Raw genomic sequence first — 13,809 nt, 5'->3', positions numbered from 1 at the left:
GACGCCCATGAGGAGCAACGAATGACCCGAGTCCTGAGCGCCGTCATCGCCGCCGCCCTGCTGCTGCCCGCGTGCTCGTCGAGCCCGCCGTCGAGTCCGCGCACCGTCACCGTCACGGCGACGCAGACGGTGACGGTCGCCCCCTCGAGTGCGCCCGATTCGGCCTCCTCGTCGGCACCCGCGTCGGCCACGCCCGACGCGTGTTCCCTGCTGACGCGGACCGAGGCGGAGAAGCTGGCCGGTACCCGGCTGGACGCGCCCGTCGGGGCCGGCCCCCACGGCACGCAGACACTGTGCCAGTTCACCGGACCGACGACGGGGCCGACCGCGCAGGTCGAGGTGCTCGTCGGCGACGGGGTGCAGTCGGCCCTGGCCATCGACAAGGACAACCTCAAGCACCGTTTCGTCACCGTGGCCGGCATCGGTGACCAGTGCCTGGCGGAGGACGACAACATCTTCTTCGAGAAGGGCGGGGTCTGGGTCCAGATCAATCTCGTGCTGCTCAACGACCCGGCGCAGAACACGCAGCCGCTGCGCACGGCCGCGCGCGCGATCGTCGCCCGCCTGCCCTGAGGCGCCGGCGGCGGCTCACCCCAACCTCGGGCGGACCTCGCGGCCGACGAAGTCGGCGAACTCGGCGAGCGGCGGGGCGTCGTCGCCGACGGAGAGCAGGGCGACGGTCGTCGCACCGGCGGCGACGTACCCGTCGAGCCGGGCGACGACCTCGACGGCCGAGGGACGGCCGGCGACCGGGACGAAGACGACGACCTCGCGGGCGGCTCCGGCCGCGCCCCGATGGACGTGTCCGAGAGCATCGCGCACCTCCTCGACGGTGGTGTCGCCGGTGAGGATCACGCCGTCGCCATGGGCGCCGGCGAGGGTGAGGGTCTTGGGCCGGACGCCGCCGACGAGCAGCGGCGGGACGACCGAGGGCGGCCAGGCGAGCGCGACGTCGTCGAGGTGCACGTAGCGGCCGGCGGTCGTCACGGTCTCGCCGCGCAGGAGCGCCCGCAGGGCGATCGTGTACTCCTCGAGCAGCGTCATCGGCGACTCGGCCCGCGCGCCGACCTGGGCCATCCAGTCGAGCACGCCGTGGCCGACGCCCGGCACGAGGCGGCCCGGGAACAGCCGGGCGATCGTGGCCAGCTCCATGGCGGTGAGCGCGACGTTGCGCAGCGGTACCGGCAGCAGGCCGACACCGACGCGGAGCCGCGTCGTCCAGGCGAGGACGACGGAGGCCGGCGCCAGGCCGCTCTCGGCGAAGCAGTCCTCCCACAGCCACAACTCGTCGACCCCGGAGGCGTCGGCGGCCAGCGCGACGTGACGCAACTCCTCGGGTGCGCGGTCGGGCGGAAAGATCAGTCCGAGAGTCGTCATGCGCGCAGTATTGCGCGCGGTCCGGACAGGGGCCCAGGCGTGCCGGGCCCCTGTCCGTCGGTCCGGGGTCCTACTTGCCCATGCCGCTCTCGACGGCGGTCTGCTTGAGGTTCGCGTCGAACTTGACGGTCACGTCGGTGCCGTCGGACCGGGTCATGTGCACCTCGTACTTGGCGTCGCCCGAGTCGGTCTCGACGCGGTAGACGGTGCCGCCGGGGACGGCCTTGAGCGCCGCGGCCCTCAGGGTGGCCGCCGTGGTGCCGCTGACCTCCTTCTCGTCGCTGCGCACCGGCGCCGCGCCGTGGGCGTCGCCCGGGCGGCCACCCTGCGGTGCACCGGCCGGACCGCCCCTGGGGGCACCGGCCGGCGCGCCGGAGGGTGCGCCGGGCGCCGCGGTGCCGGTCGAACTCGTGGCGGCCGGGCCCGCGGTGCTGCCGCTGCCGGCCGTCGTGGCGCCGGCACCGATCGCCGTGGCGCCGATGGCGCCGGCGGCGATGCCCGCACCCACGAGGGCGATCTTGAGGCCGGTCCGCGTACGCCGCGGCCGCGTCGGCGTGGACTGGTCCGTTTCGGTGATGTCGTTCATCGTCGGTGTGCTCCTCTGTTCGTCCCGCACTGGTCGGGAGGCGAGTTCGCACCGCTGCTCTGCGGTACCCGGCCACCATGCGTTTCGCGGATTCATCGCGGCGTCATCGCTCGGTCAAGAAAGCGCTAACGTCGTCCAGGAGCCCGCCCGGCAGAACGTATGAGAGCGGGGACGGCTCCCCCACGCCCGGCATCACCAGGCCGACTCGACGGTCGTCGTGCGCGATTCGCTGCCGGGTGCCTCGCGCACAGTCTTCCGCTCGCCGTGTTCCCTCGCCGCAGTGGATCGACCCGCACGACCTGGTCGTCGCGGCGTCGGACGGGCAGCGGGCTCGCGGTCTCCTGCAGATGAACGACCTCTCATGACGGCCGCATGACAAGGCCGTCATAAACGTTACGAGCGCCTCCGGCCTGGTTCACGATTCCCGCCAGCCCGCCCTCGGCGGGCTCGCGTGTTGGCGTTGGAACTAGGGGGAACCGCCATGCGTCTTGCTCTGGCGTGCCGTAACCGCACCGTCCGCTCACTGGTCGTCGCTGCTCTCGTCGCAGCCACCGTGAGCGCGGTCGTCGTCGATCCCGCGCCCTCGGGCGCCGATACCGCCGGCTCGGGCAGCATCACGCTCGACGTGCGGAGCGCGCGCTCGGTGAATCCCGCGAGCGGGTACGTCCACAAGGGCGACATCGTGAACGCCGACGCCGCGGCCGGGTCGAAGTACAAGTGGATGATCAACGTCGACGACACCGGAAACCCCGGTACCGCCGCGAGTCCGGGTACCGACACCTGCCTACCGGGCGGGGCGAACTACGACCCGACCGCGTGCCAGTGGCCGTCGACCCGGGTGACCTCGGGCTACGCGCCGATCATCGCGCAGGGCGACGACACCGACCTCAACCCGAGCAAGGCACTGGGCAACCTGCCCTCGGGCAAGTACCTGATCAGCGTCACCGCCGCCGGCTTCAAGATCGACGGCGCGCACTTCACCGTCACGAACGGCTCGAACCAGATGGTCAGCGTCGCCATGCAGCCGCTGCCGCTGCCGCTCACGACGCTGCGGATCGAGGTGTTCAACGACAACCTGCCGGTCGACGCGACCTGGGAGATGGACGCCGAGCAGGGACTGCGGAACTTCAGCGCGACGATCACCGACGTCTTCGGTCTGGTGAGCACGGACTACTACGGCAACGCGCTCTGCACGCGGTACCTGCGGGTGACGCCACGGCGCGGCGGTGGCACGGCCAACCTGCCGGCCCCCGTCGACAGCCCGCTGGCGATCGCCTTCGACGCGAACAACCGACCTCTCGTCGACAAGGCCAACTCCGTCGGGAAGTGCCTCAGCGACACGAGCGGCCAGATCATCATCCCCAACCTCGGACCCGACCGGTACGCCGCCACGGTGGCCCCGCCGGCGCCGGTCGCGGGCCAGACCTATCGGTGGGTGCAGACCACCACGCTCGAGGGCGGTCACGACCACGACATCTGGCCCCAGGAGGGCGAGACCGGTTACGACACCGAGCAGACCAAGGGCGCCGAACTCGTGCCGCCGGTGCAGTTCGGCTTCGTGCGGACGATGCCGATCAGGATTCCGACCCGCGGCCCGGTCCCGACCGGAGAGGTCAAGGGTGTCGTCGTCGCCGGCCTGCCCTACATCGGTGGCCAGAACGGCCAGGTCGTGCCCGAGACCGGTCTCGCCGGCGCGAAGTTCGGCGGCCCGATCGCGAACCCGTGGGTGGCGCTGTCCGACCTCGGGGCGGGTGACCAGGAGATCTACGCCGGTCGCGGCGGAGCCGACGGCAGCTTCGACATCAAGAACGTGCCGGACGGCACCTACCAGCTCTCCGTCTGGGACGACGACCAGGACTACATCCTGTGGAGCTTCAACGTCGAGGTCGACAACGGCGGCCTGACCGACGTCGGCAACGAGATGATCGTCGGCTGGTTCACCCACGTCTACGGCCACGTGTTCGTCGACAGCAACGGCAACGGCAAGCAGGACCCGGGTGAGCGCGGCGTCCCGCAGTTCGCCCTGACCGTCCGCGAGCGCGACAACACGACGATGGACCAGGCCACGAACACGGTCAGCACCGATACCACCGGGGCGTACAACGTCCGCGAGACGTACCCGCTGGGCAAGTTCCTCGTCCTCGAGGGCTTCAACACCCGCTACCGGACCACCGGCATCACGTACAAGGGCGAGAACGAGACCAAGCCGACCACCCAGCTCGGCAGCCTGGTCGACATCAACTTCCTGCCGATCATCGGTCTGGGCGGCGAGATCGACTGGGGCGTGCAGCCCTACAACGCCGGCACCAACGGCGGCATCGTCGGCACGGTCAGCTACGACACCACCCGCAACGAGCTCGACCCGGCCGACGCGGTGTCCGAGACCTACCAGCCCGGCATCCCGGACGTGAAGGTGCACCTCAACCTGCCGGTCGCCTGCAGCGAGACCGACCCGGCAGTGATCAGGACACGGTGCCGGCAGGGCTACGAGCTCGACCCGGCCACCGGCGCGATGCTGAAGGGTCCCGAGGTGCAGGACGCCTACACCTCCGAGAAATGGGACCCCCCGCGTGGCTGCCGCGCGCTGCAGTACGACGGCACGCCCGTCGCGGCGGCGACCACCGCGCTGCCGCCGGCCGGCGACAAGAACTACCCCTGCGTCGAGGCGCCGATGGACGGCGTCGCGATCGGGGCGAGCGACAGTGCCGGCGGATCGCAGACGGTCAACGGCAACTACGGCTTCGCCACCTCGAAGATCAACCTCTACGCGCCGGGCGATCCGAAGAACCCGGCTCCGAATCACGACCTGGCCCTCTACGCGAACCTCGGCGACAACGGTTACCCGGAGCAGGACCTGCCGGCCGAGGACTACCTCGTGTCGGTCGACATCCCGAACAACCCGGTCGGCGGCAAACCGATGTACAAGGTGACCAGCGAGGAGGACGTCAACATCTTCGACGGCGACAGCTACCTGCCGCAGGAGAACTTCCCGCCGACGACGACGGCCGCCGCGAACGACCCGGCCGGCCCGGGCGGTCCGGACGCGCCGTCCCCGACCCCGCCGTCGCAGCCCCCGTCGCAGCAGGCAGGCATCATCTCGCCCTGCGCCGGCGCGCTGCACACCGTGAAGGTCACCGACCAGGCGTTCCTCGACGGCGGCGGCAGCCCGTTCGAGGGCATGCCCCGTCCGTCCTGCCAGGACAAGCTGGTGACGGTGCGGGCCGGGCAGGCGACCGCGCCGAACTTCAACCTGTTCACCGACGTGCCGCTCCCCTCGCACTTCTGGGGTCTCACGCTGAACGACCTGGGCCTGACCCTCGACCCGCGGTCGGTCAACTTCGGCGAGGCGCTCGGCATCCCGAACGTCCCGGTCGGCCTGTACGACTACTCCGGCCGGCTGGTCGACACGACGCACACCGACTTCAACGGCCTGTACGAGGCGCTGGAGCCGTCGACCGACACCTACAACTGCCCGGTGCCGGCGGGACCGTGCCCGAACATGTACCACTTCGTCGGCAACGACCCCGGCCAACCCGGGGCGCTCAACGCCGACTACAACCCGCGGTACCGGACGATTGCGACGAACTTCCAGGGCTGGCCCGGCCAGTACACGGTGACGGACGAGGCGCCCACCCAGGTCGCCGCGACCGCACTCGCCCCGGACTCGACCGTCGCGAACACGGCGGTCTGCGATCTCGGCCCGAAGGCGCCGCAGCTGCTCGCCGTCGACAAGCCCTACGTCTACAACAGCGCGGGCAGCACCGTGACGATCACCGGGTTCGGCTTCGGGGCGACGCAGGGCACGGGGACGGTCAAGGTCAACGGCGCGTCGCTCGGCACGGCGGTGCAGAGCTGGTCCGACACCAAGATCGTCGTCTCCCTCCCGAGCGGCACGCCGGCCGGCCCGAGGACGATGTCGATCACCGCCGACAACGGGCTCACGAGCTACAACGGGCTGACCTTCCAGGTGTTCTCCACGACCGGCACCCGCGGCGCCAGTGCGGCCAACCCGCTGCTCTACGAGGTCGGACCCGGCAAGGCCTACACGACGGTGCAGGCCGCGATCGAGGCCGCGACGCCGACGAGCGCGCTGAGGTACCGCATGGTCGTCGTCTGGCCGAACGCGCAGACGCAGTCCGACCCGCGCGGTGAGTACACGGAGAACGTGATCCTGCACCACCAGATCAAGATCCAGGGCGTGGGCCCTGGTGGCTTCCAGCCCGACGGCACGTTCGTGCCCGGCTCGATCCTCGACGGGAGCGGGTTCAACCCCGACACCGCCGCCGGCACCGCCTGGGTCAACCTGCTCGGACGCCTGCGCTACAGCGGCGACCCGGCCGTTCCGGATGCGGCGGTCATCACCGTGCTCGACGACCCGGGCGCGCCCACCGTGCCCGCCGCGTGGCCGACGTCCATCGACGGTCTGCAGGTCACCGGCGGGTCGCAGTCGGACTTCGTGGGCAACGTCAACGAGATCAGCGGCGTGAACACGACGGCCTACGGCGCCTCGGGTGCGCTCATCACGCAGGGCGGCGGCATCTACGTGCACAACAACGTCCGCAACCTGCAGGTCACCGACAACGTCATCCAGGGCAACAGCGGTTCCTACGGCGGCGCGGTCCGCGTCGGCACGCCGTACGACACGCCGAACGGAGGCGACGACCGCAACTACGGCCTGTACCTGGCCAACAACCAGATCCGTGACAACGGCGGCACCAACCTCGCCGGCGGCATCGGGCTGTTCAGCGGCAGCGACGGTTACCGGGTCACCAACAACGCGATCTGCGGCAACTTCTCCGCCGAGTACGGCGGCGGCGTGTCGGCCTTCGGCTACAACGCCAACGTCGCGGCCGGCAGCACCAACTCGATCGACCACAACCGGATCTGGTTCAACCAGTCCTACGACGAGGGTGGCGGCGTGTTCGTCGCCGGCGAGCTCCCGGCCGACCCGAACGGGCTGTCCGAGGGTTCGGGCCCGGTGACGATCGACGCCAACGTCATCCAGACCAACCTGGCCAACGACGACGGCGGTGGGATCCGGCTGCTGCAGACGAGCGGTTCACACGTCACCGCGACGCGGCCCGAGACGATCGCGATCACCAACAACACTGTCGCGAACAACGTCTCGGCGCACGAGGGAGGCGGCATAGCCCTCGACGACGCGGCCTTCGTCAACATCGTCAACGACACGGTGACGCGCAACCTCACCACCGCCACCGCGGTGACGAGCGACGGCACCCCGGCCCCGGCCGGCCTGTCGACCGCAGCCAACAGCGACCCGCTGCAGGCCCGGTTGTGCAGCAACTCGCGAGTGAGGAACGCCGACGCGCGGACCGTGGCGGCGTGTACCGCGCCGTTCAGCAACCCGACGCTCACCTACGACGTGTTCTGGGAGAACCGGGCCGGCACGTTCGACGGCGGCACGGTCAGCGGCATCACCGCGGGCGACGCCAACTTCTGGGACATGGGCGTGGCCGACACACCGGGCGCGGTCCTGGCCCCGACCAACAGCCTGCTGCAGACACCGACGTCGCAGCCGGCCCCGGGCGGGAGCGGCAACACGACCGACCTGGCTCCGCGGTTCGTCGACTCCTACGACGTGACCGTGAACATCCTCGCCTCGCGCTCGTACCCGGCGTTCCGCCAGTCGGCCATCGTCGCGCAGATCCTGCCGCCGTCGCTGATGGGCAACTACCACCTCGGCACCGGATCCCCGGCCCGCGGTACCCCGTCGGCCACGCGCCTCGCGAACATCCCGGCGGCCGACATCGACGGCAACCCGCGGCCGAGCGTCACCGGGACGACCCGGAACCCGCTGTACCGCTACGACGCGGGCTCCGACCAGATGACCCCCTAGACCGGCCGGTTCTGCCGGTGGTTCCCCCCACCGCCGGCAGAACCCGCCCCACCGCGCACTCATCAGCCGATCCACTCTCATTCGGAGCATCCAGTGACTGAACACGTTCCGACGTCGGGCCCGTCCCGACGCCAGATCCTCGCCGGTGGCGCCGGCATCCTCGGGGGCGCCCTGCTCGGCAGCCGCCTGCTCACCGGCTCGGCGGCCCACGCCGCGCCGGGACAGGCGACGATCGTCCGGCCCAAGAAGCAGCTGCACCTCGCCGGCACGGACGGGTGGGTGTCGATGCCGAGCAGCGCCCCGGCCGACCCGCCGTTCTTCCCCGACTCCCTCGCGCCGAGCGGCTTCAACACCTACGCCTTCGGCTTCCGCGACGTCACCGGGATGAGCAGCGCGGGCATCGCGGCCCAGCGCGGCAAGGCGCAGATCAGCGCGCCGGTCCTCGTCTTCGACGAGGAGGACGACGTCTACATCACGCTGACGAACCTCGGTCTGATGCAGCGCCCCGACCTCTACGACGGACACACCCTGCACTGGCACGGCTTCGTGAACGCGATCCCGCTGTTCGACGGCGTTCCCGAGCTCTCGCTCGCCGTGCCGATCGGGCGCGACTTCACCTACTTCTACCGCCCGCACGACGCCGGCACGTACATGTACCACTGCCACTTCGAGGACGTCGAGCACGTGCAGATGGGCATGACCGGCAGCGTGTTCATCCGGCCGCGGCAGAACAAGGGCTACCCGGCGGGCACGCCCATCCCGTGGGGCAACAACCTCACGACCTCGGCCGCGATCGCGCCCGGCAAGTACGCCTACAACGACTACGACGGCTCGACCCGCTACGACCGCGAGTTCGCGTTCATGGTCACCGAGCTGTGGTCGGCCGCCCACTACCGCGACGCGCACATCCAGGTGAACGACTGGACCGACTACGACCCGAGCTTCTGGTTGCTCAACGGTCGCGCCTACCCCGACACCGTGAAGCCGAACGGCGCCCCCAACGCCAAGGTCGCGAGCCTCGGCTACACCGACCCGAGCTACGGACCGAGCACGGCCCTCGGCGGCCTGCAGTACCAGCCCAACTCGTCGCTCGTCACCTGCAACCCCGGCGACAAGGTGCTGCTGCGACTGGCGAACCTCGGCTACCAGAACCACGCATTCACCGTCGACAACATCGACCTGACCGTCGTCGCCAAGGACGCGAGCCTGCTCGTGGGCCGGGACGGGACGAAGAACTACATCACCACCAATACCGTCGACGTCGGGCCCGGCGAGAGCCGCGACGTGATGTTCACGGCGCCGAGCCGGACCGGGACCTACCTGCTGTACGACCGCAAGTACTCCTACCTCAACAACGGCGGCGGCACCGGCTACGGCGGCATGATGACCGAGATCCGCGTCGGCAGCTTCGCGGCCCAGACCATGGTCAACGGCTGAGGACGAGGAGATCATCATGCGCTACCCCAGAACCCTCCGCAGCCGCGTCGTCGCGGCGGTCGGAGTCATGGCCGCCGCCTCCGGCGCGGCCGCCGCGATCGCCGTTCCCTCGGCCTCGGCGAGCACACCGACCGACGGCATCGTCTGCACGACCGACAGCCACAACCACTTCTCGCTGACCGCCGAGGACGGCTACATCTCCACGCCGGACAGCAACTCGATCTACATGTGGAGCTACGGCGACAGCTCGAACGGCTTCCAGCTCCCCGGCCCGACGCTCTGCGTCACGTCGGGCGAGCCGGTCACCGTCATCCTGCACAACACGCTGCCCGAGGCCACGTCCATCGTCTTCCCCGGCCAGTCCGGCGTGAAGGCGAACGGCAACCCGGCTCAGCCGCAGTTCGACTCCGGGAACTCGCTGACCTCGATGGTGCAGCCGGCCGCGGCGCGGAACGGCTCGGTGACCTACACCTTCACCGCCGGCTCGCCCGGCAGCTACCTGTACGAGAGCGGCACCGACGTCGACAAGCAGGTGCAGATGGGCCTGTTCGGCTCGCTCGTCGTGCGCCCGGCCGGCCACCCGGACCAGGTGAACAACCGCACCGACTCCGCCTTCGGCTCGGCCGACGGGCTGCCACCGGAGTTCCTGTTCCTGCTGTCCGAGGTCGACCCCGACGTCCACCTCTCGGTGGAGCGCGGCCAGCCGGTCGACTGGAAGTCCTACACGCCGCGGTACTTCATGATCAACGGCCGCAGCATGCCCGACACGATCGCGCCCAACCACGCGTCGTGGCTGCCGAACCAGCCCTACGGCGCGATGGTGCACATCAAGCCCTACGACGCCGCGACGAACCCGCACCCGGTCGTGATCCGCTACCTCAACGCCGGCACGGTCAACTACCCGTTCCACCCGCACGGCAGCGACGAGCGGGTCATCAACCGCGACGGCCACGCGCTGGAGAGCTCGGGCGGCAAGGACCTGTCCTACAACAAGTTCGACATCGACGTGGGTCCGGGCCAGACCGTCGACGTGCTGATGGACTGGCGCGACGTCGAGCACTGGAACGCGCAGGGCAACCCGATCCCGACGCAGCTCCCGAACATCACCGACCAGTTGCTCGTCGGCACGGACACCTGGTTCAGCGAGAGCGGCTACCTCGGCACGCTCAACGCGCTGCCGACCATGATCACGTCCAACAACCAGTGCGGCGAGTACTACCACATCGCGCACAGCCACGCCCTGGAACAAGCCACCAACTACGGCGCGACCTTCGGAGGGATGATGACGCTCTTCCGCATCGACCCTCCGACCGGTTGCACGGTCAAGTGAGGCCCGCGATGACCAACACCGACTCCAGCCGCGCCCGCCGGCGCTCCCGCACGATCACCGGCGCCGGCCTGACCGCGACCGCTCTGGTCGCCGCTCTCACGGTTGCCGGTCCGGCATCGGCGCGGGTGGGGGCCCGCGCCGTGCCGGCGGCCCGCCCCGCTCCGGCCGCCGCCGCCCCGCGGACGGCGACGACGCTCGCCACACCCGCGGGCAAGCTGACGACCCGCAACTGCGTCGAGGGCACCGGCACCGCCGCGTGCGACCTCTACGCGATGACCGGCACGACGACGCTCGGCCTGCTCACCACCGCGCTGCCGATCTGGGGCTTCTCGACGACCGGCGCGGCCGGCTCGGCGACGGCCCCCGGTCCGCAGCTCGTGGTGCAGCAGGGCGACACCGTCTCGATCACGCTGCACAACCAGCTGGCCGAGAACGTCTCCCTCGCGCTGCCCGGGCAGGGCGCGGTCTCGGGCGGCTCCAGTGGCAGTGGTGACGACACCGCCGGGGTCGCCACCGGCGGCACGCGCACCTACACGTTCACCGCGTCGCGCGCCGGCACGTTCGTCTACGAGGCCGGCCACACCGCTGACGGCAACCGCCAGGTGGCGATGGGTCTCGCCGGCGCATTGATCGTGCTGCCGACCAGCGGCACGGCCAACGGCCAGAGCTACGACGACGAGGGCGTCCTCGTGCTGAGCGAGGTCGACCCCGCGCTCAACGCCGATCCCGCCCACTTCGACCTGCGCTCGTTCCACCCGGCCTACCGGCTGATCAACGGCAAGCCCTTCCCGGCGAGCGACCCGATCAGCACCGACCAGGGGCACAAGGTGCTGCTGCGCTACGTCAACGTCGGGTCGCAGACCCACGCGATGGGGTTGCTCGGCGGCAGCCAGCTCGAGGTGGCGCAGGACGGGCACGACAGCCAGTACCCGACGACGGTGACGGCCGAGAGCATCGAGCCCGGCGCCACCCTGGACACGCTGGTCACCATGCCGACCGGGCCCGAGTCGAAGCTGACGGTCTACGAGGTCGCCCAGCACCTCGACAACAACGACCAGACCACCGGCGACCCGAACCAACTCGCCTTCGGCGGCATGATGACCTTCCTCGACACCAACGCTCCCGCGCCGTCGAGCGACAGCGTCGGCCCGGTGTCGACGCACCTGCACGTCTCGCCCAACCCGTCCGACGCGAAGAGCGACGTCACCGTCACCGCTGATGTCAGTGACGCGACGACCGGCGGCGCGCGGGTGACCCAGGCCGAGTTCGTCGTGGACGACGCGGTGACCACCGCGGCGGGCTACGGGACGTCGATGACCGGCGACTTCACCGCCGGCCCGGGCGCCTCGGTGGCCGTCGCCGGCACGATCCCGGCCGTGCCGGCGACCGGTCAGAGCTGCACCGACACCCCGGTGCCCGTGGCCCTCGCCTGCCTCGACGCCGGCAAGCACCGGATCTACGTCCGAGGTCTGGACAGCAACGGCAACTGGGGCGTGGTCGGGTCGGTGATCCTCAACCTGCCGAAGACCGGTCCGCAGACCACCAACGGCTCGGCCGACAGCCCGACCGACGGTGCGAGCGACGTCGCCATCTCGACGACGGGTGACGACACCGCGGCCGGTGGCGCCATCACCGCGGCCGAGTACTTCATCGACAACCCGCCGGCCGACGACACGGTCCGCGGCGAGCCGTTGCAGATCAACCAGTCGAGCGCGGTCGTGTCCGAGGACGCCACCATCCCGGCCGCCACGGTCCACGCGCTCGGCGAGGGTGCTCACCACGTCTTCGTGCGCAGCAAGGACTCGCTCGGCCTGTGGGGTCCGACGCTCGACGTGCCGCTGAACGTCGACCTCACCGGACCGACGGTGGACGCCCTGAGCATCGGGCCGAACCCGTCCAACGGCGCCGTCTCCGACGCCACGCACCCCGGGTACGTCTACATCTCCGGGGAGGTGCAGGACCTGGACGCGAGCAAGGGTGCGCAGAACCTGGTGACGAACGCCGAGGCCTGGTTCGACACCGCACCGGGGAGCAAGACGCCCGGCTCGGGCCTGCAGCTCATCGCCGTCGACGGCAGGATGGATTCGCAACTCGAACAGGTCTACGGCCTGATGACGCTCGCGCAGGTCAAGGGCCTCAGCGACGGTCAGCACACCCTGTACCTGCGGGGCCGGGACAACGCCGGCAACTGGGGCACGGCCTTCCCGACGTTCTTCAAGGTGGACAAGACGGCACCGGTGAGCAGCGGGGTCGTGGTCAGCCCGAACCCGACGAACGGGGCGGCGACGGTCTCGGCCACGGTTACCCTGACCGGTACCCAGACGACCGCGATCACCGCGGCCGAGTACTTCATCGGCACCACCGATCCGGGCACCGGAAAGGCCACCGGAACGGTGGTCAGCACACCGAACGACAACACCGTCGTCCTCGCGTCCATCCCCGTGTCGTCGACGCCCGGCACCTACACCCTGAACGTCCGGGTGCGGGACCTGGCCGGCAACTGGAGCAAGGCCACGAGCACGACGTTCCAGGTCACCCGGCCGAATCGGATCTTCGCCACCAACTTCGAGCCGGGCGACCCCGCCTTCAGCTCGACGACGGGCACCACCGACGGAGTCACCGACACGGCGGCGGCGGCGCTCTCGACGGCGTGGGAGGCGGCGTCGACGCGGGGCATGCAGGTGGTCCTGCCGACCGGCACCAGCAACGCCGGCAAGGCCGAATACCGCACGGACACCACGCCGGCGGCGGAGGCGACCTACCACACGCGATTCGTGTTCCGGCCGAACACGCTGGTCAGTGGCGGCACCTCGACGCTGACCGTGTTCCAGGGTCTGACCGGCAGCGGTGGACAGGCGTTCGCGCTGCAGTACACGCGAGCAGCCGGATCGCCTACGGCGACGCTGAGCGGTGTGCTCAACCTGAACACCGCGACGCGCTCGACCGCCGGGATCAGCATTCCGGTCGGCTCGCCCACCCAGATCACCATCGACTGGACGAGCGGTACGACCGGATCGCTGACGGTGACCGCCGGCTCCACCTCGCAGTCGGCCACCGGCACGCGGAACAACAGCAACCTGCGGATCGAGACCGCTCGCCTCGGCGCGATCCTCGGGTTCGGCAACGCCTCGACCGGCACGGCGTACTTCGACAGCTTCTCGTCGGGTCGTTCGTCGGCGGCGTAACTGAACTGCTTCCCGGGTCGCTGTCTGGCCGGACAGC

Annotated in this window: 7 protein-coding genes; 5 read left to right on the top strand and 2 right to left on the bottom strand. The window is 70.4% G+C overall.

Translation table 11 applies throughout. The features are described 5' to 3' along the window. The first annotated feature begins 21 nt into the window (after positions 1-21). The gene (locus VGN18_RS06395; protein ID WP_327538822.1) at positions 22-573 is read left to right on the top strand and encodes a hypothetical protein; all 552 of its coding nucleotides are present in this window, start codon (positions 22-24) and stop codon (positions 571-573) included. 15 nt (positions 574-588) lie between these two features. On the opposite strand, the gene VGN18_RS06390 is transcribed toward VGN18_RS06395, so the two are convergent. Beyond that, the gene (locus VGN18_RS06390; RefSeq protein ID WP_327538821.1) at positions 589-1,377 is read right to left on the bottom strand and encodes an LLM class flavin-dependent oxidoreductase; all 789 of its coding nucleotides are present in this window, start codon (positions 1,375-1,377) and stop codon (positions 589-591) included. Positions 1,378-1,447: 70 nt separating this feature from the next. Continuing rightward, the gene (locus tag VGN18_RS06385; protein WP_327538820.1) at positions 1,448-1,963 is read right to left on the bottom strand and encodes a hypothetical protein; all 516 of its coding nucleotides are present in this window, start codon (positions 1,961-1,963) and stop codon (positions 1,448-1,450) included. Between the two features lie 481 nt (positions 1,964-2,444). Between VGN18_RS06385 and VGN18_RS06380 the strand changes: the two genes are divergently transcribed. From VGN18_RS06380 to VGN18_RS06365, 4 genes are all read left to right on the top strand, one after another. Then, entirely contained in the window at positions 2,445-7,820 is a 5,376-nt protein-coding gene (locus VGN18_RS06380) for an IPT/TIG domain-containing protein (protein ID WP_327538819.1), read from the top strand. 93 nt (positions 7,821-7,913) lie between these two features. Continuing rightward, positions 7,914-9,257: a multicopper oxidase domain-containing protein gene (locus VGN18_RS06375; protein WP_327538818.1), complete on the top strand. Its 1,344-nt coding sequence runs from the start codon at positions 7,914-7,916 to the stop codon at positions 9,255-9,257. 16 nt (positions 9,258-9,273) lie between these two features. Then, on the top strand, positions 9,274-10,587 hold the full coding sequence (locus tag VGN18_RS06370; RefSeq protein ID WP_327538817.1) for a multicopper oxidase domain-containing protein: 1,314 nt from the start codon (positions 9,274-9,276) through the stop codon (positions 10,585-10,587). 8 nt (positions 10,588-10,595) lie between these two features. Further along, positions 10,596-13,772, top strand: coding sequence for a multicopper oxidase family protein (locus tag VGN18_RS06365; RefSeq protein WP_327538816.1), 3,177 nt, complete (start codon positions 10,596-10,598; stop codon positions 13,770-13,772). Positions 13,773-13,809: the final 37 nt, after the last annotated feature.

The organism is Jatrophihabitans sp., assembly GCF_036000465.1.
Taxonomy (GTDB): domain Bacteria; phylum Actinomycetota; class Actinomycetes; order Mycobacteriales; family Jatrophihabitantaceae; genus Jatrophihabitans.
The sequence above is the reverse complement of the archived record's forward strand: the minus strand, read 5'-3'. Positions and strand labels throughout refer to the sequence as shown.